Annotated in this window: 18 protein-coding genes; 8 read left to right on the forward strand and 10 right to left on the reverse strand. The window is 64.4% G+C overall.

Going from position 1 to position 18,420, the window contains the following annotated elements; all coding sequences use genetic code 11:
- On the forward strand, nt 1-918 hold a 918-nt coding region (locus EGJ34_RS01540; RefSeq protein WP_148100470.1), incomplete at its 5' end, for a HAMP domain-containing sensor histidine kinase.
- Nucleotides 919-1,023: 105 nt separating this feature from the next.
- Here EGJ34_RS01540 and EGJ34_RS01545 read toward each other — a convergent pair.
- Complete coding sequence (locus EGJ34_RS01545) at nt 1,024-1,341, reverse strand: DUF6122 family protein (RefSeq protein WP_125358407.1); 318 nt, start codon at nt 1,339-1,341, stop codon at nt 1,024-1,026.
- A 36-nt stretch (nt 1,342-1,377) separates the two neighbouring features.
- Nucleotides 1,378-3,267, reverse strand: a complete 1,890-nt coding sequence (gene speA / locus EGJ34_RS01550; protein WP_125358409.1) for an arginine decarboxylase — start codon at nt 3,265-3,267, stop codon at nt 1,378-1,380.
- Nucleotides 3,268-3,446: 179 nt separating this feature from the next.
- Here speA and speE point away from each other — a divergent pair, with 179 nt between their 5' ends.
- Nucleotides 3,447-4,301, forward strand: coding sequence for a polyamine aminopropyltransferase (speE, locus tag EGJ34_RS01555; protein ID WP_125358411.1), 855 nt, complete (start codon nt 3,447-3,449; stop codon nt 4,299-4,301).
- An 86-nt stretch (nt 4,302-4,387) separates the two neighbouring features.
- Here the strand turns inward: speE and EGJ34_RS01560 are convergent, their stop codons facing one another.
- On the reverse strand, nt 4,388-5,293 hold the full coding sequence (locus EGJ34_RS01560) for an aspartyl/asparaginyl beta-hydroxylase domain-containing protein (RefSeq protein ID WP_125358413.1): 906 nt from the start codon (nt 5,291-5,293) through the stop codon (nt 4,388-4,390).
- Between the two features lie 411 nt (nt 5,294-5,704).
- On the opposite strand from EGJ34_RS01560, the gene EGJ34_RS01565 reads away from it, so the two are divergent.
- Nucleotides 5,705-6,355, forward strand: coding sequence for an RIO1 family regulatory kinase/ATPase (locus EGJ34_RS01565; protein WP_125358415.1), 651 nt, complete (start codon nt 5,705-5,707; stop codon nt 6,353-6,355).
- Nucleotides 6,356-6,358: 3 nt separating this feature from the next.
- On the opposite strand, the gene EGJ34_RS01570 is transcribed toward EGJ34_RS01565, so the two are convergent.
- Complete coding sequence (locus EGJ34_RS01570) at nt 6,359-6,697, reverse strand: P-II family nitrogen regulator (protein WP_125358417.1); 339 nt, start codon at nt 6,695-6,697, stop codon at nt 6,359-6,361.
- Between the two features lie 139 nt (nt 6,698-6,836).
- Here EGJ34_RS01570 and EGJ34_RS01575 point away from each other — a divergent pair, with 139 nt between their 5' ends.
- Complete coding sequence (locus tag EGJ34_RS01575) at nt 6,837-7,103, forward strand: accessory factor UbiK family protein (protein WP_125358419.1); 267 nt, start codon at nt 6,837-6,839, stop codon at nt 7,101-7,103.
- 141 nt (nt 7,104-7,244) lie between these two features.
- On the opposite strand, the gene EGJ34_RS01580 is transcribed toward EGJ34_RS01575, so the two are convergent.
- The 3 genes from EGJ34_RS01580 to EGJ34_RS01590 are packed head-to-tail and all read right to left on the reverse strand — an operon-like array spanning nt 7,245 to nt 9,131.
- Entirely contained in the window at nt 7,245-8,108 is an 864-nt protein-coding gene (locus EGJ34_RS01580) for a carbon-nitrogen hydrolase family protein (RefSeq protein ID WP_125358421.1), read from the reverse strand.
- Complete coding sequence (locus EGJ34_RS01585) at nt 8,105-8,716, reverse strand: GNAT family N-acetyltransferase (RefSeq protein ID WP_125358423.1); 612 nt, start codon at nt 8,714-8,716, stop codon at nt 8,105-8,107. The genes EGJ34_RS01580 and EGJ34_RS01585 overlap by 4 nt, the downstream gene beginning before the upstream one ends.
- Nucleotide 8,717: 1 nt before the next feature.
- Complete coding sequence (locus EGJ34_RS01590; RefSeq protein ID WP_125358425.1) at nt 8,718-9,131, reverse strand: ketosteroid isomerase-related protein; 414 nt, start codon at nt 9,129-9,131, stop codon at nt 8,718-8,720.
- 275 nt (nt 9,132-9,406) lie between these two features.
- On the opposite strand from EGJ34_RS01590, the gene EGJ34_RS01595 reads away from it, so the two are divergent.
- Complete coding sequence (locus EGJ34_RS01595; RefSeq protein ID WP_125358427.1) at nt 9,407-10,459, forward strand: hypothetical protein; 1,053 nt, start codon at nt 9,407-9,409, stop codon at nt 10,457-10,459.
- A 76-nt stretch (nt 10,460-10,535) separates the two neighbouring features.
- Nucleotides 10,536-12,512 carry a PEP/pyruvate-binding domain-containing protein gene (locus tag EGJ34_RS01600; protein WP_125358429.1) on the forward strand — a complete coding sequence of 659 codons (1,977 nt, stop codon included), beginning with the start codon at nt 10,536-10,538 and terminating at the stop codon, nt 12,510-12,512.
- A 107-nt stretch (nt 12,513-12,619) separates the two neighbouring features.
- On the opposite strand, the gene EGJ34_RS01605 is transcribed toward EGJ34_RS01600, so the two are convergent.
- A complete protein-coding gene (locus EGJ34_RS01605; RefSeq protein ID WP_125358431.1) occupies nt 12,620-13,048 on the reverse strand; it encodes an H-NS histone family protein in 429 nt (142 codons plus the stop codon).
- 48 nt (nt 13,049-13,096) lie between these two features.
- Nucleotides 13,097-13,384 carry a hypothetical protein gene (locus EGJ34_RS01610; RefSeq protein ID WP_125358434.1) on the reverse strand — a complete coding sequence of 96 codons (288 nt, stop codon included), beginning with the start codon at nt 13,382-13,384 and terminating at the stop codon, nt 13,097-13,099.
- Nucleotides 13,385-14,054: 670 nt separating this feature from the next.
- On the opposite strand from EGJ34_RS01610, the gene EGJ34_RS01615 reads away from it, so the two are divergent.
- Entirely contained in the window at nt 14,055-14,378 is a 324-nt protein-coding gene (locus tag EGJ34_RS01615; protein ID WP_185750034.1) for a helix-turn-helix transcriptional regulator, read from the forward strand.
- A gap of 320 nt (nt 14,379-14,698) precedes the next feature.
- On the opposite strand, the gene EGJ34_RS01620 is transcribed toward EGJ34_RS01615, so the two are convergent.
- Nucleotides 14,699-17,443: a TonB-dependent receptor gene (locus EGJ34_RS01620; protein ID WP_125358440.1), complete on the reverse strand. Its 2,745-nt coding sequence runs from the start codon at nt 17,441-17,443 to the stop codon at nt 14,699-14,701.
- A 231-nt stretch (nt 17,444-17,674) separates the two neighbouring features.
- On the opposite strand from EGJ34_RS01620, the gene EGJ34_RS01625 reads away from it, so the two are divergent.
- Nucleotides 17,675-18,364, forward strand: coding sequence for a basic secretory protein-like protein (locus tag EGJ34_RS01625; RefSeq protein ID WP_125358442.1), 690 nt, complete (start codon nt 17,675-17,677; stop codon nt 18,362-18,364).
- Nucleotides 18,365-18,420 lie beyond the last annotated feature (56 nt).

Raw genomic sequence — 18,420 nt, forward strand, 5'->3', positions numbered from 1 at the left:
ACCCTGCCGCGCGCCGCCACACCGCTGCGTGTGGTCGTCGCCGCCGACCGCAGCGCCTTGGACGCGCAGGTCAGCAGCTTCCGGCAGCGCACTGCACTGGCGTTGATCGTGCTGGTGGCACTGTGGTTTGCGGTGCTGGTCAGCCAGGTGCACTACGGCCTGCGTCCACTGGCCGAGCTGCGGCGTATCGCCGAGCAGGTCCGCAACGGTGAGAACGTGCGCTTCCCGCAACAGGGCCTGGTGAAGGAAGTAGCGCCGCTGGCCGACGAGCTCAACGCACTGCTCGACCATCATGGCCGCATGGTCCAGCGCGCGCGGCGCAGCGCTGCCGACCTGGCGCATGCGCTGAAGACCCCGTTGACCGTGCTGGGTACCGAAGCCGAGGGCGACGGCAGCGACTGGCGTCAGACGGTGCGGGGTGAAACCGCGCGCATGCAGGCCAGCATCGACCGCTATCTGGCAGTGGGCGTGGCCGCCGATCACCAGCAGCGCACGCCGGTCGGCCCGGTGCTGGATGCGCTGTGCCGGTTGATGCAGCGCGTGCATGGCGACCGCGACGTGCGCTTTTCCTGCGATGCCAACGCACAGGGCCTGTTCGCCGGGGCGCGCGAGGATCTGGAGGAGATGCTGGGAAATCTGCTCGACAACGCCGGCAAGTGGGCGGCGCACACGGTCGAAGTGAGGGTGCGTCACGAAGGCACTCGCATGCGCTTCGAAGTGCGCGACGACGGCGCAGGCCTGCCCGAGGAACAGCTGGAGAACGTGCTGGGACGTGGGGTGCGACTGGATGAGCGCGCGTCGGGCAGCGGGTTGGGGTTGGCGATCGTGGCCGATATCGCCGAGAGCTATGGTGGAACGCTGACGTTGCGCAACGGTGCGCCGGGACTGGTGGCGACGCTGGTGTTGCCGGCGGGATAAGAACGCTGGCACACGCATGTCGCCATTATTAGAGCACCTGCTACGGGAACCGGCATGACATGGGCGCGTGGCGACGCGTTCGTGTCCACGGCGTCTCCAGGTCTGTCATGCGCGCATCCACCAGCAGTCAATCGCATCCAGCACGATGTGGATCATCAACCCGATCCCGAACAGGCGCGTCTTCTTCGGTACGCACAGCCCCGCATACACCGCGATCGCTGGCGCGGTGTGCAACGGGTGGAAGCCGATGCTGCACCGGTTCGGTGCATAGATCGGATCAGCCAGCAGGTGGTCCAGGTCGATGATCCAGCCCAGCAGCAGCAACACCCAGGCTGACAGGAAGCGCTTGCGCCAGAAGATCCACGCCAGCAGTGCAGGCACTGCGGCGTGGAGGAACAGGTGGAAGATCGCGCGGCTGCTCATTGTTCAGCCGGGCATCGCCCGGCGCTACGGTTCTGGTCAGACCAGCGGTTCATCGGACAGGTAGGTGTAGCCGGTCAACCCGGCTTCCAGCGCCTCGGACAGCTCCTGCGCGCGCGCCGGCTCCAGCTTCGCCGCCGCCACGCGCTCGGCGTAGGCCGCACGCAGGTCGTCCAGACGGTAGCCCACATAGTCCAGCATCACGTCGGTGGTGTCGCCGCGACGCTGCTGGGTGATGGCATAGCCGTCGGCGTCGGCCACCACTTCCACCGCGTCGGTATCACCGAACAGGTTGTGGATGTCGCCCAGGATTTCCTGGTACGCACCGACCATGAAGAAGCCGATGCGGTAGCTTTCGCCGTGCTTCATCGCGTGCAGCGGCAGCGAGGTGTCCAGGCTTTCGTTCTCGACATAGGTCTTGACCATGCCGTCGGAATCGCAGGTCATGTCGGCGATGATGCCGCGGCGGTCCGGCACTTCGTTCAGGCGCTCGATCGGCACGATCGGGAACACCTGGTCGATCGCCCAGGCATCGGGAATCGACTCGAACACGCTGAAGTTGACGAAGTACTTGTCGACCAGGCGCTCGTTGAGTTCATCCAGCGCCGGCCGGTGGCTCTTCTCGTCGTAGCTCAGGCGTGCACGCACACCATGGGCGATGGCGTAGAACAGGTCGTCGATGCGCGCCCGCTGCGGCAGGTCGATCTGGCCCAGCGCGTAGCTGGCCAGGCCCTCGGCATGGAAATGCTGGGCTTCCTGGAACAGTTCCACCGCCGGGCGCTGGTCCAGTTCCTCGTGGATTTCGCGCAGGTGGCGGATCGCCGCCGGCTCGTCGTCATGCGCATCCGGCACGCGGCCTTCCTGCGCCTGCTCCACTTCGGAGACGTTGGCGATCAATACCGCGTGGTGCGCGGTCATCGCCCGGCCACATTCGGTAACGATGCGCGGCGGGGTCAGCCCGTGCTCCTCGCAGGCATTGGCCAGCGGCTGCACGATGTTGCTGGCATAGGCGTTCAGGCCGTAGTTGATCGAGCAGAAGCTGCGCGAGCGGGTGCCTTCGTAGTCCACGCCCAGGCCGCCACCGACGTCCACGTGGGTGATCTTCGCGCCCAGGCGCGACAGTTCCACGAAGTAGCGGGTGGCTTCGCGCATGCCGTTGGCGATGTCGCGCACGTTGGAGATCTGCGAGCCCATGTGGAAGTGCAGCAGGCTCAGGCAGTCGGCGTATTCGGTGTCGCGCAGCGACTTCCACAGGTCCAGCAGCTGGCGCGGGGACAGCCCGAACTTGGCCTTGTCGCCGCCGCTGTTCTGCCACTTGCCCGCGCCCAGCGAGGCCAGGCGCATGCGCACACCGAGGCCCGGCTTCACGTCCAGCGCCTTGGACTCCTCCAGCACCAGCTTCAGCTCGGAGGGCTTCTCGATGACGATGAAGGTCTGCAGGCCCAGCTTGCGGCCGATCAGGGCCAGGCGGATGTACTCGCGGTCCTTGTAGCCGTTGCAGACGATCAGCCCACCCGGGCGCGACAGCGCCAGCACGGCCATCAGCTCGGGCTTGCTGCCCGCTTCCAGCCCAAAGCCCTCGCCGTGGTGGCTGGCCAGGGTGCCGGCCACGCCGCGGTGCTGGTTGACCTTGATCGGGTACACGGCGGTGTAGCCGCCGGCGTAGTCCCAGTCCGCCTGGGCCTGACCGAAGGCCGCCTGCAGCTTGCCCAGTCGCTGACCGAGGATGTCCGGGAAGCGCACCAGCAGCGGCAGCTTGGCCCCGGCCGCACGGGCCGAATCCACAATCGTGGGCAAGGACACCACCGGGCCGTCCGGCCCCGTCGGTCTCACCACCATATGCCCCGCCGGATCCACGTCGAAGTAGCCATCCGCCCAGTGCGGAATCGAGTAGGTCTTACGGGCTTGGTCGAGGGACCAATCGGTCATTTCAGTGGGCCTGGTTGGTAAAAAAGGGGGTGCATGATAACGCCTATATGCCGACAGCTCCGTTATCATGCGCGCCCGCGCCCGTGTCCAGGCTTGAACCTGAACGGGGCGGACCCCGTCCGGACGCGCCTTGTGCCGCCATCCCGGCTCCAACACCCTCCGAACAGGACCGTTACTCCATGACTGACAACAGCAACTGGTACATCGAGCATTTCGAGCGCACCGGCTCGGCCATTGGCTACCGCATCACCGGCAAGCTGGACGAGGTGCAGTCGCCGTTCCAGAAGATCGAGATCTTCCAGACCACCGACTGGGGCAACCTGATGACCATCGACGGGGCCATCATGCTGACCAGCAAGGACAATTTCTTCTACCACGAGATGATCAGCCACCCGGTGCTGTTCACCCACGCCGCGCCCAAGCGCGTGGTGATCATCGGCGGCGGCGACTGCGGCACCCTGCGCGAAGTGCTCAAGCACAAGGGCGTGGAAAGTGTGACCCAGTGCGACATTGACGAGCAGGTCACCCGCATGGCCGAGAAGCACTTCCCGGAGCTGTGCGATTCCAACAGCGACCCGCGCGCCGAGCTGATGTTCGACGACGGCGTGGCCTACATGGCCAACTGCCCGGCCGGCAGCGTGGACGTGGTGATCGTGGACTCCACCGACCCGGTCGGCCCGGGTGAAGGCCTGTTCAACAAGGCCTTCTATGAAAGCTGCTTCAAGGCGCTGAAGGACGACGGCATCCTGGTGCAGCAGTCCGAGTCGCCGCTGATGCAGCTGGCGCTGATCAACGAAATGCGCACCGAAATGGGCAAGGCCGGCTTCCAGTCGTTCAAGACCCTGCCGTTCCCGCAGCCGTGCTACCCGACCGGCTGGTGGAGCGTGACCCTGGCGCGCAAGGGCCAGAGCAGCTTCGACTTCCGCCAGGCCGATTCGGCCTCCAAGAGCTTTGACACCCTGTACTACACCGCCGCGCTGCACACCGGCGTGCTGGTGACCCCGCCGTTCGTGCAGGCCGCCCTGAAGGGTTGATTCCGGCGTAATCGGAGTGCCGACCAACGGTCGGCACCTACCCGGGGGGCGGTAGGTATCGACCGTTGGTCGATACCCCCTGCCCCTTACAGCGCCCAGATCCCGGCAATCACCAGCAGCACCAGGCCCCACTTGATCGCGTGGTAGGCAAACGCGCTCTTCGCGCGCAGCGCCTTGGCCTTCAGTCGCACCTTGTACAGGCCGCCAAACGCCTTGTTCACCCCACCGGTCGGATCGCCCGGCAGGTTCGGCGAGGCTCCGCCGGCCAGCAGCGTGGCCGCCACCGCGCGGTTGAACAGCCCCGGCAGGCCGAAGCGCAACGGCCGGGCGATATCGCAGAACAGGATCACCCGGTCTTCCTGGGTCTCGTTGTGCGCGTGGTGGATGTAGGTTTCGTCGAACATCATCCACTCGCCGTCACGCCAGCTTTTGCGGATGCCGTCCACTTCGATGTAGCAGCCATCGTCGTTCGGCGTGGCCAGGCCCAGGTGCAGCCGCAGCGAGCCGGCAAACGGATCACGGTGCGGGCGCAGCTCACTGCCCGGCGGCAGCTGCGCGAACATCGCCGCACGCACCTCCGGAATCGACTCCAGCAGCGCCGTGGTCTGCGGGCACAGCGCCTTGGCCGACGGGTGCGACGGGCCGTACCAGCGAAGGTAGAAGCGCTTCCAGCCTCGGCGGAAGAACGAATTGAAGCCCGCATCGTTATAGGTGCTGGAGGCGGCGATCTTGTCCGCATCGCGCAGCGCCAGCGCCTCGTCACGGATCATCTTCCAGTTCGCGCGCAGCGGCTCCAGCTGCGGGAACTCCTTGCCCGGGTCGAGGAAGGGCGTGGTCGGCACCTTGGAGAACATGTACATCACCACGTTGATGGGGGCCATGAAGCTGGAATGGTCGAGCAGCTGGCGCGACCAGCGCGCCCGGACCTTGCCGCGGTAGTGCACGTACAGCACGCACGCCACGAACAGGGCCACCACAATTATCTTGATCATCGAACGTCCACCGGCGGGGGCCGGAAAGCATCAGTGAAGGGGAGTTACACGCGGTGCTGGCGGGCCATGGGGAGCGGCGGGCCACGCGTGCCGTATTCAAGATCGTTATGGTCCGCGTGGCTTCGTGTCCGGTCAAGCCAGCCGTGTACAGGTAGCGGACAGCGGGCGCGCGCCGTGTCTCGGTTCCACATCAAATCATTGATTCAAAAGTACATTCGCCTGGCAATGAGGCGGCCGATCACAGGTCGCGCGACAAACTGTTCCACGCCTGGGCCCGACATTTGTCCGACAGGGGGGTGGATTGCTGTACTTCCGGGTACTAAAATTAACGAAAGTTTGACAACGCCCCATTCAGCAGCACCGGTACGCCTGACGCTTCGCGCCGACCACCGGGTCGCCCAGAGAATCGTCATGAATACTCCTGTTGCCTCGTGTGTCGATGACACCGCCCCTGCCCTGTTGCTCAAGCGCGGCGAACGCCTGCTCGAACCGGACGTCTACCGCACCTGCCTGAACGGCCAGCCGGCCGTGGTCAAGGACTACACCCGTTACAAGGGCACCCCGCTGTCGCTGGTGGCGCGCCTGCTGGTGCGCCGCGAGGCCAGCATGCTCAAGCGCCTGAGCGGCTGGAAGCACGCTCCTGCCCTTCTGGGCACCATTGGGGGCTTGGCGCTGGGCATGGAGTTCATTCCCGGCCAGACCCTCAGCGCGGCCACCTCGGTGGGTGCGGAGGTGTTCGAGCAGCTGCAGTTCGCGCTGAGCCGCCTGCACGCCGCCGGCATCACCCACAACGACCTGCATGGCACCAACGTGATGGTGAACGGCGGCGTGCCGGTGCTGGTGGACTTCACCTCGGCCTGGCGCAGCCCGCGCTGGCTGCCGGTGCACCCGGTGTCGCGCCAGCTGCGGCGCAGCGACATGAAGAACCTGCTGAAGATGCGCCAGCGCCTGACCGGCGAGCGGCCGACCGCTTCGCAGGCAGCACTCGTCGCCGACCCGCGCTGGGTGGCCGGCGTGCGGGTGGCCTGGAAGCGGTTCTACCGGTGGTTCAAAGGCGTTTGACCGTTATAAGGCGTCCGCGTCCAACTCGCCGGTACGGATGCGCACCACGCTGCCCAGGTCGTACACGAACACCTTGCCGTCACCGATCTTGCCGGTCCCGGCCGCCTTGACGATGGCCTCCACCACCTCATCAACCTGGGTATCGGTGACCGCCACTTCGATCTTCACCTTGGGCAGGAAGTCGACCACGTATTCCGCGCCCCGGTACAGCTCGGTATGGCCCTTCTGGCGACCGAAACCCTTGACCTCGGTTACCGTGATACCGGTGACCCCACGCTCGGCCAGCGCCTCGCGCACGTCGTCGAGCTTGAACGGCTTGACCACCGCCATGACCATCTTCATTCGTTGGCTCCTGTATTCGCGGCAGCGAGGATACCGCCTGTCGGCCGATGAACGCGATGCTGCCGCCGTATTCCGGCCACCCCCACGGGGATTATCCTAGGCGTGAACCTGGCCAGCCCCCACCGAAGCGGAGTCCCCCATGATTGACCTCAACCAGATCGACGACCTGGCCCGCCGCCTGAGCGACATGGTGCCGCCGGGGCTGCGCGAGCAGCGTGAGGAACTGCAGGCCACCTTCAAGAGCGCCCTGCAGGCCGGGCTGGCCAAGCTGGACCTGGTGACCCGCGAAGAATTCGACGTACAGCGCGCGGTGCTGCTGCGCACCCGCGAAAAGCTGGAAGCGCTGGAAAAGACCGTAGCCGCGCTGGAAGCCGCTGGCACTGCGCCGGAACGCCCGGCCCCGTAACCCAATCGGGATCGGGATCGCAACGCAGGATCAACCGTAGAGCCACGCCCTGCGTGGCTGCGCGGTGCGCGAACGGAAGCAGCCACGCAGGGCGTGGCTCTACGGACACCTGGGTTCGTGATTGACGCGCATGGCGCGTCACTACGACACGGTGACATGTTGTCGCTGCTGGCTCCAATCCCCATCCACCGTCACCTGCGCGTCGCCCAGGCGCTGGGTCAGCGCATCGAAATCAAGTTCCGCCATCGCCCACAGCTGGTCACCCTGGGTGCTGGCCAGTACGCCATCGGCCGGGAAACCACGGTCCATCGGCGCGTACAGCACCGCCTCACCAGTATTGATGTCCAACGCCGGGCTCCACGCCGCCTCGCCCGCCGTGACCGCCTTGGCGACGAACATGCGGTTCTCCAGCGACCGTGCCATGCAGCCAACGGTCACACGGGTGGCACCGGCGTCGGTGTCAGTGCAGCTCGGCACCAGCAGCAGCTGTGCGCCAGCTTCGCGCTGGGCGCGCACGCTGAGCGGGAACTCGCTGTCGTAGCAGACCGCGATGCCGGTGCGCACGCCGCCCAGGTCGAAGACCTGCAGCGCATCACCGGGTTCAATCACACCCAGCTGCTTCTCGAAACCAGTAAGCTGCATCTTGTCCTGATAGCCACGACGACCGTCGGGCGTGAACCACCACGCACGATTGCGGTAGCGGCCCTGGCCGACCTGCAACAGGAACGTGCCCGCCTGGATGATCAGATTCAGGCTCTGCGCCAGTTCGGCGTACAGCGCCAGCCAGCCGTCATGGAATACCTGTGTGCCGCGCAGCGAAGCCGGCAGGCTCTTTGATACGTCCGGCCCGAGCGCTGCCGCCAGCTCCAGCGACAGATACTCCGGCAGCACCGCCAGCTGTGCACCGGCGTCGGCCGCCTCGGCCAGCACGGTCCGCTGGCGTGCAGCAAACTCTGCCCAGGACGCCGGAGCCTGGATGGGATACTTCGCCACCGCCACTTTCATTGAGATGTCTCCAGTTCGCGCAGCCAGATGGTCAGCGCGTGCTCGCTCTGCGCCGGTTCACCCACGTCTTTCCACGCAAGCGTTGCACGCAGTTGAGGGTGTTCGTGGTAGCCGCGGCGCTGCCAGAATGCATGGTTGCTGTGGTAGTCCGCCGGGCAACGCGGATCGTCCGCCGCGCGCACGACCGACGCGAACGCGCTGGTGCGAATCCCCGGCAGGCGGCGCGCATGCGCTTCGCGTTCGTCGAAGAAGCGGTGCCCCAGTCCCTGCCCGCGATACGCCGGCAGCAGCACCGACTCTCCGCAGTAGAAGATCCGGTCTTCAGCCAGGTTCGCCTTCTGGAAGGGCAGGCGGATCGCCTCCTCGGCCTCCACCAGCGGCATGCCGGTGGAGGCACCCACGGGCGCACCCGCCTCATCCAGTGCCAACACCAGAACTCCACCGGCGGCTTGGCTCAGCGACTGCAGGTACTCGCGCTCATAGGCCATGTCGCCGTCGTACAGATACGGGAAGTCGCGAAACACCGCGATGCGCAGGCGTGCCACATGGTCCAGCCACGGCAGCATGTCTGCGCCGGTGACCCGCAGCACCTGGATGACTTGATCCATCTCAGGCGTCCGGTGCGATCTGCGCGATCCAGTCGGCCAGGTTGTAATAGTTGGTCACCCGCGCAATACGGCCGTCGCGCACTTCGAAGAAAGCACCGCCCGGCAGCACATAGCGCTGGCCAGTTGCCTCCGGCAGACCGTCGTCGGTGGCCTGATACTGGCCATGCACCACATAGCTGGCGGCCACGTGCACACCGTCGGCGTTGCTCATCACCACGATGTCCTTCAGCTGCTCGGCATAGTTGCGGTCCATGCGCTGCAGGAAGGTCCGGAAGGCCTCACGACCCATCTCGCGCGCGCCCTGGTTCAGATCATGGGCCACGTCATCGGCCAGCAGGGCCAGCATGCCGTCCCGGTCGCCGGCATTGAACGCCTGGTAGTAGCGCTCAACGAGCGCTTGTGCCTCAAGGGACATCAAGATTCTCCTGGTGGGGGGGAGCTGCACCTCGCAGCAGACGGCCAGTATCGGAAATCTTCAGGAGCAGGTAAATCCAAACCCCGCGTAGCGCCAGCCCTGCGTGAACGAACAAGCCAATAGAACGCCAGTTCCCTCGGATCTCCACCCAGCCCTACAGTCACGCAGCATTGAGCCGCTAACGCTCAGCCACCTCTGATTTCTTCACCCGCAAGGAACCGTACAAGATGTTTTCACGGATGACGCGTCTGCCAATTCGCCGGCCGCAGGCTCGAGTGCCCCTGCTGCTGTGCGGCCTGCTACTGAGCAGCCTCGCCCACGCCGAAGGAGCCCCCAGCGTGCAGATGCACCGGGCCGGTGCGGGTACGCTCGGCGCCGACGGCTGGACCGAGGCCACCTCCACTCTGGGTGACTTCTCGGTAAGCCTGCCCTGCCTGTTCAATGACTTCCGGATGACGCCCACGAGCGGTGACATGATCATGGCAGACGGGCTCGGCTGCCCCGCTGGTGCCATCCGCCTCAGCGCGGTGCGGGCGCACTATCGCGATGAAGCCTCGGCAAGCAGGTACTTCGAGAGAATCGCCACGGCCGAAAAGACACCGGGCGCGCAGCTTGAGCGTTCCACCCAGGACGGGCATCCCGCACAGACGCTGCGCACCGAAACCGATGCGCTTTGCGCGCTGGCACGTACGGTGCGGGCGGGGCACAGCAACATTCTGCTGATTGTGGAAGGACCGCGATCTCAGTGCGACGCGATCAAGGCCACGGCCGCGCCCTTTCTGGCCTCGTTGAAGCAGGGCACCAGGGACGTGGCAGCAGCGCCGGCCAACACGACATTGCCGGAGTGTCCGTTGGCACTGGAACTGGCCAACGGTCCCGTGCAGTCTGCCTTCAATGCGCTGCCGCATGATGTGCGCGAACAGATGGAAGAGCAGAAATGCCAACCAGCGACGGTCATGACACTCATGATGAGCCGGCAAGGCATCTGCCGGATTGGCGATACCACCATGTCGATGGCCTCGCTGATGACCCTCAAGGACAGCGGAGCGCCACTGGCGGTGACGTTCGGAGCCTGGTACGGTGCGGACACGGACGCGGCGCTGAAGGCGCTTCTTGAAAGCCAGCACACCCGACAGCCGCTTTCCGTGTACGCGCGCCTTACCTCGATAACGCGCGACGTCACCACGGTGGTCGGTCAGCCAGGCGGCACTCTCCTGTCGCTGACCCGGCCCTCACCAGGATCACCCGGCGTGGGGTTCAGTACAGTCAGCCAGGTCGCTCCGGCCAATCTGGAGGTGGTCCACCGGGACCTCAACACCTGCCGCTGAGGCAGGCGCAAGGGCGGCTGGCAGACAGCCGCCGCAGCCGCTTATGATCTGCGCACTTCTCCCCTGCACCGGTGTCATGGATCGATTCCGTACGCGCGCGCTCTGGCCGGCCCGGCTGTTCTGGTGGGCAGCGCTGTTTCTGCTGCTCGGCTGCGCTGACAGCGCAGTCGCCCAGACCGCGCGCAAGCCATCCCCCTACGAAGTCCGCCCGGGCACTGATGCCGCATCGCCCACGGCCACCACTGGCCCGGACTTCCTGCCGCGCATCGACAACCGCGCCCAGTTCCTGCAGCTGGCGCGGGTGTACAACGCCGGCACCGCCTTGGAACTGCCGCACCTGATCTTCGTGATCGACCGGCGTGACGGCAACCGCATCTACTACGTCAACACCCCGCGGCACGCACTGCACGAGCAGTTCGTGCGCCAGCAACGGCTGGTGCCCAGCCTGGACAAGGCCGCCCTCAACGCCCAGTACCGCGCGCCCGACCGCCGCTTCCTGTTCGGCACGCTGGCGTGGCAGCAGGACCTGCCCGGCTACACCTACGAATTCTGGGAAGGCGACCAGCTCACCGCCGCGCTGCTGCGCGAGACCGACGCAGCGGTGCGGGCTTCGTTCGCCGAGCCTGTCCGCTTCAAGACCAACTCCACCCAGCACGACGCCCTTGCCCGATCGACCCGCCTGGCATTCGTCACCCAGGAGGCACTGCTGCGCGAACAGCGCTTCCTGCCCTTGAATACCGGCAGCGCCGAGGGCCGGTTGCGCATCGTGCGTACACAGGCACAACTGGACGCACTTTCACCGCGTGACATTCCGGTGTTGGACGAGGTGCCCATCGCGCTCGCCCCGGTGGCCGGGCTGGTGACACAGCGACCCTCCACCCTGCTCTCGCATGTGAACCTGCTGGCGAAAGGCTGGGGCATTCCCAACGTGTACGTGCGCGATGCCCAGCAGACGCTGCGCCAATATGATGGACGTTGGGTGTCACTGCAGGTAACCGGCAACGACTATCGGGTCACCCCGCTCCAGCGCCCAGCCCGGGTGCCCTCCAGCAGCACACCTCGCCCGACGCTACGCAACCTGCCTCGCCCCGACCTCAGCGTGACCGCGCTCAGGCCCTTGGCTTCGCTGCGTGCACGTGACAGCCGGCAATGCGGGGTGAAAGCGGCCAACCTGGGCACGTTGAAAGCCGTGCTGCCACCGGCCGCCAGCGTGCCTGACGGCTTCTGCATCCCGTTTGCACATTACCAGGCGATGTCCGATCGGCTTGGCATTGCCGCACGCCTGCAAACCCTGCAGCGCCGCCCCGGCTTCGACAGCGATCCCAATGTTCGCCGTCAGGCACTTGCAACCCTGCGTGCGGAGATCACGAGCGCAACACCTGATCCCGCCTTCGTTCGCGATCTGCAGAACCGGTGGCAGCGTCAGTTGAACGCTGCTGCGGTGTTCGTGCGCAGTTCGTCCAACTCGGAAGACCTGCCCGGCTTCAGTGGTGCCGGCCTGTACACCACGGTGCCGAATGTGACCCGCGCGGAGGCGGTGGCCGAGGCCGTACAAACGGTGTGGGCCTCGGTCTACAACTTCGAAGCGTACGAAGCACGTGCCGCCGCAGGCCTGCCACAGGATGCAGTGTCGATGGCGGTACTGGTGCAACGCGCCGCGCCCTCGGACAGCTCGGGGGTGATGATCACACGCGACCCATTTGACAGCAGTCGCAAGCACATCACCTACATCTCGGCCAAGCGTGGCCTCGGCATCCGCGTGGTGGAAGGCAAGCGGCAGGCCGAGCAGGTGATGTACTCGAACTGGTCCAAAGCGGTGCAGGTATTGAGCCGCTCGGCCGAGGACACCCAGCTGGTCGCCCAGGCCGGCGGTGGTGTGCGCGAGGTACCCATCACCGGCTCACGCCAGGTACTGACCGACGCACTGGTTGCGCGCCTCGCCAAACTGGGTGTGGCCACCAAGCAGGCGCTGGGTGGCGTGGACCAGGACATTGAATGGGCCGTAGTCGGCGACGAGGTGCTGATCCTGCAATCCCGCCCTTACACCCCGTAAAGGCATGCCAGGCGTGGCTGCGCCATGCCAGACCAACCGACGCCGGCGGACGGGCATGGCCCGTCCCTACGCATGGCACATGCACCGCGGGTACATACGCCGTGCACTCAGCCCTGCTTGAACACGGAGCGCTTGCCAATCGGTGCGGTCTTGCGCGCAGTCGGCTTGGCCAATCCAGGAATCAGATAATCCGCCACGCTGCGCCCGCGTGCGGTCTTCTCGAGCAGCCAGCGCGGCGTGCTGCCACGTCCGGTCCAGGTATTGCGCTTGTTGTCCGGGTCGCGGTATTTCACCGGCACCTTGCCAAGCTTCGCCCGCTTGACGCGTTTAACGCGCTTGGCCGCGACCGGCGCTGCGGCCGTGCCGTTGCCGAGCAGTTCTTCGATGCTGTAGCCAGAGGCTTTGGCAATGGCCAGCATTTTCCGGCGGACTTCAGCAACGGGCGGACGCTTCTCCAGAAGCGCTTTGCGCTTCTGGGCGGCCTTCATGAGAGACGTGAGTTCGCGTGAATTGAGCTTTTCGAGGTCAATAGTCATCAAGCGAGAGTCGTGCCAAGCGCGTGGGCTGTCAAGCGCCAACCGTCATCAAGGTCGGACATTATTGTCCGTTGGCTGCACTTCGTTTTCCTCTTCGTAAGCTGGCAACTCCTGGCCGATCCTCAACGTATCGGCCACATGGTCCGATGCGTTGAGGATCGCACGACGCCAATGCGCCCGTTCAATGGCCGTAGTTTCCTGTCCGATTTCCACGATGCGTCTCATGAACAGCCGGATGGCTTCGGCCGGCGCGTAGTGCGTGCGCTTCAGCACGCCTTTGAAGTCAGAACGCAGCTCTTCTTCTACACGCGTGCGTACCCAGGCGGGCTTTTTCATCGGCGTGCCCTCCGACGCGGGTAGCCCAGTGCGGCTTCAAATTCATCTACGGGTACGTACGACCTTCGTATTTGCATGGCGAACCTCCTGCAGAGTGCGACCCCTGCCGGAATGGCAAGGGGTCGGGAGGTTAGAACCGCAAACCTAGAACACAAACGGCGGGCATATTCCCCCCTTGCGGGGGTGTTGTATTAGCCACCCTCCCGACGCAGGACGTACGTTCCGACGCAGGACAACGGTAGTTCAAGGTTTGGAGATTCTACGCTCCGGGGCCTACCCTGCAGGAATCGAACAGCAACTGACATAGCCAATTGCGCCACAATCGTGGCGATTTACTGGCGCGCGATCAAATGGTGCGACGCAATCGGCGCGGCAAACGTTCGAAGCGCCTGCGGCAGTAGACGAAAGCAAACTCAGGTAGCGTGGCGGTCACAAGCGGATGGATATTCCATTGTGTGACGTGCATGCGCTTTTTGCACATCCACGACTTACCGGCCAATTGCGACATCTGGCTCACCTGCGACACGCACCCCCTACTTGCGCAACATCGCGTATAGCCTCGTATTCGAGTCGCTCCTACGCAAAGCAAATCCATATTCACCAATGTGAAAAAGTCGATTCCTATCATAAATGATAGGAGTTGCTGGGTTTCCTATACTTTATGACAGATATGCGCCGGAGCACTACGGACTACGCCACCGTTGCGACCCAGAAGACCGCCAAGCATCTGGGAGAGATGGTCAGAAGCGCCCGCAAGGCACGCGGATGGTCGCAGGAGAGCCTGGCCGAACGCGCCAGAGTGAGCCCTGCAACCATGAACCGGCTCGAACAGGGTGGCGTCAACATCGCCTTCGGCACATGGCTCGCCGCCTTTGAACGCCTGGGACTGCTGTCCAAGCTGGACCAGCTGCGGGACCCCGTGACTGAGGCCATCTTGGAGGGCACGAAGACCAAGCGCCCGATCCGTAGCAAGCCCTCCGACCTGGACTTCTAAGCGCAGGTAGAGCATGCCTTTTGTTTTTGCGTACCTCCCCTTTGAGGTTACTGCGGTGCCCGCCGGCCTGCTCGATCTGACCGAGCAAGGGCCGAAGATGCAGGCGTCTCAGTTCCAGTACGGCGGTGCATAGCATTGCCCCACCCGTGTCCGCTTACCCATCGTGGCCACGGACATCGCACCGCCCGGGTGATTCTGTGGCCGCTCAATGGCCCTCAGGATGCTTGCTCTGGTCTTTGGGCAGAAGCCGAAGGGACGACCCGAGGAACTTTTTGCCATGGCATCGGGGTGGCCTGCATCGCGGCCACCCCGATCCTGCTCTACTGGAAGTCCAACGACAGCTCGACGAACATCGAACGCCCGAACGCGTTGTAGACGCCCTGGTCGTAGTAAGGCCAGTTGCCGTTGGTGTAGTCGCGCGGCGGGCGTTCGTTGGTCAGGTTGTTGGCGGTCAGCAGCACGCTGGCGAGCTTGTTGATTCGGTAGTTGACCGTCGCGTTCCAGGTGGTCCACGGCCCGATGTTGCGTTCCTCGCCCGCGGAGTTCCAGGTGCGGGCGTTGCGCACGCCGAACACATTTGTACTGAAGGCACCGATGTTCCAGCTCGCGCCCAGCGTAGCGCGGTAGTGCAGCTCGTTGGAGTTGGCGCAACACAGCATGTCCAGCACCGGGTCGCCTTCCTGCTGCTGAAGTTCGTGCTTCAGCGGACGATAGTAACCAGCGTTCACCCCGAACTCGCCCGCACGCCCGGCGCTCCAGCGGTAATCGCCCGATGCCTGGATGCCGGTCTGGCGCTGCTTGGCCAGGTTGATCGGATAGGAGAACACCTTTTCGACGCCGTTTGGATTGAGCGGATCGGTGCCGGGCAGGCGCTGTACCTGGGCGAGGATCTGCTGACAGGTCGGAGAGTTGATGTCGAAGGCCACATCGCCGTTCTCGGAGCGTCCCAGCCGGCAGTTGGCTTCGGTGGTCAGAATGCTGTCGGTGCCGAGGATGGAGACCTCGTTCTCGATCTTCACCGAGTTGTAGTCAACCGACAGATTCAGGGCGTTGTCCAGCGCGGACCAGACGAAGCCGTAGGTGAAGGTCTCCGCGGTGATGTCTTTCAGGTCGCGGTTGCCGGTGCTGGAGGACAGCACCTGCAGCGAGGACTGCGGGCATTCGTCGTATGTTTCCGACGTGTATCCCGCCTGACGGCAGAGGAAGGTGTCCACGTTGGTGGTGTACCCGCTGCTCTCGCGCGAATACAGATAGAACATATCGGGCGAGCGGAACGCCGTTGCGTAGCTGCCGCGCAGCAACAGCGACTCCACCGGGCGGTATTCCAAGCCCAGCTTCCAGGTCGCCTTCCCGTTGCCGCCGCCCTGCAGCGAATACTTGTCGTAGCGCCCGGACAGATTGGCGCTGAAGGTATCGAAGATCGGTACCTGCAGTTCGGCACCCACCGCGTAAAGGTCGCGCTGGCCTTCCGCCGACGTACCGGCCGTCGACCCGCGGAACAGCACGCCAGCGTTCGGATCGGCCGACTGGTTGAAGAACTTCTCACGGGTGCCCTGGAGGATCATTGCAAAGCCGACATCGCCGGCGGGCACACCGAACAGCGACGTGTTGGTCAGCAGCGCGGTCACACCCGTGCGGGACGCCGAGGACTCGGCACGATTGATGCCGCTGAACTGGTCGTATTGCTGGCGCGTCAATGGCTGATACAACAGATCGAGATTGGGTGCATAGGCATCGTAGCCGTTTACCTTGCCCAGCTGCGGTCCCAGGTAGTAGTCATCAATACCGGCGGTGGCCAGGAAGTCGGTGGATTTGCGGGTGACATCAGTGCTGGACCGGTTCACGTACACGTCGTAGTCGAAGCCGGTATCGCCCAGCCCGCCGCGTGCGCCGGCCGTGATGTTCAACGAGCGCGTATAGACCCGCTGGTCCTTCGCGTCCATTCCCACTTCTTCGGGCGCGTAGATGCGCTGCCACTGCTCGTAGTTGCCGCTGGTCTGGTTGTAGAAGGTCTTGTTCCAGAACGGACTGCCACCAGAGTACGTCGGTCGGCTGAAGCTGAACAGGATGTCCGAGTACAGCTCAGTGGTTTCGCTCAGGTGATAGCGCAGGAACGTGGTCGCGTTGACGTCCTCGCTCTTGTTGTAAAGCGTGGCCGTGGCCACGTTGTCAGGGCTTCCGCAGTAGTAGCCGGTACCCGCCGCGTTGCGATGCGCATAGGTGGTGCTGCCACTGAACAGGTAGGAAAGCGGCGCGCAGGTAGCTTGGCCGGGGTCGATGTAGCCATTGGGGGACATCTGCATGCGCAGGAAGGTGCGCGAAGGGTCCTGCGGGCCGGTCGGGCTGTCGTTGACGCTGTCGATGTAGCTGCGGTCGGAACCGAAGATCGGCTTCTGCTTCGTGTACTCCAGCCCGTAGCTGATATCCAGATTTCCGAAGGACTGGCCGCTGCTGAAGATGAAGCGCTGGCTGGAACCACCCCCATCGCTGTAGCCACCGGCGCGGTAGCGGAAGTGCGTGCCCTCCACCTTGTCCTTCAGCACGATGTTGATGACCCCTGCCACAGCCGACGAGCCATACACCGACGACTGCCCACCGGTGAGCACGTCGATGCGTTCGACCATGCCCAGCGGGATGTTGGCGATGTCCACGATGCTGGTGTTGCCGTTGTAGGCAAGCGGATAGCTGTTGAGCGGGCGACCGTTGAGCAGGGTCAGTGTGTAACTGGGATCCAGCCCGAACAGACTCACCGTCTTGGCACCCGGGGTGTAGTTCCCCGTGCCTTGGGAATCCTGCACGGAGCCGTTGGACGTGGGCAGCGAACGCAGCGCGTCGAATACCGTGGTGAAGCCCTGCGCTTCGATCTCTTCAGCGGTGATGGTGGTCACCGGCGAAGGCCCTTCGACCTGCGCGCGGGGTATCAGCGAGCCGGTGACGTTCACAGTATCCAGCTGGCGTGTGGCCGGGGTGGCACCCTCCTCCTCGGACGTGGATGACTGTGCCTGTGCGAGCAGAGGTTGGAGCAGTACGGACGACACCAGCAACGACAGCAACGTGCGCTTCATCTTGCAGATCTCCAGTACGAGGTCTCCCGGCGCGGGTATGGCGCAGGAGAGGGGGTGCGGGTTCCATGAGGCGTGGGGGTGGGGATTTTCTAGATCGATCTAAACTCGTTGTCAATAATTTGAAATGAAACCATTTCCAAGCGCTTAGATCGAACGAAATGGCACTTGCGTCGGTCCACGGCCTTGTTGCAGGATCAGCGCGGTTGCCCATCACGTCCTGGAGTGCCGCACATGCGTCTGCGCCGTTGCCTGATCGTCCCCGTGGTTGCTGCAACCCTCGCCTTTTCCAGCGCTTACGCGGCCGACATTCAACAGACCCGCGACGGCGTCACACTGACGTACCAGGACGCAAGCGGATCGACAGTTGCAGATGTGCGGGACCGGATCATCGCCACTTTCTTCGCCACCTACCCGCAACAACGACGCGACTTCCATCCGTCGGCACCGTCCAGCGTGCGCATCGTGATGGACCCGTCGTATGACGGCGTCGCTTATGTAGGCGAAAAGGAAAAGTCGGCCACCATCACGATCAATCCGCGCTGGCTGGAAAAGCACCCTCACGACACCGACCTGGTGACCCACGAAGGCATGCATATCGTGCAGGGGTATCCCGGCTACGCCAGCGAGCAGGCACCTTCGTGGCTGGTGGAGGGCATCGCCGACTATGCCCGCGACCAGTACGGTGTTGACAACGCCGCCGGAGGCTGGGCGCTGCCAACGCAGGTCAAGCCGGAGCACAAGGTGGACAGCGGCTACCGGGTCACCGGCGCGTTCCTGAAATGGAGCGAGGCCGCGCATCCGGGCCTGGTGAAGGCGCTCGATTCGGCGTTGCGCAGTGGCCGCTATACGCCGGCGCTGTGGAAGGAGCGCACGGGTGAGGACCTGTCGGCGCTGTGGCAAGCCTATTCCACCCGGCAGTAGCGCGTCTGCAAAGCAGAAATCTCTGACATGGCCTATCTGCCTGTGCTGATAGGCAT

The organism is Stenotrophomonas sp. 278 (genome assembly GCF_003935715.1).
GTDB classification, from domain to species: domain Bacteria; phylum Pseudomonadota; class Gammaproteobacteria; order Xanthomonadales; family Xanthomonadaceae; genus Stenotrophomonas; species Stenotrophomonas maltophilia_AH.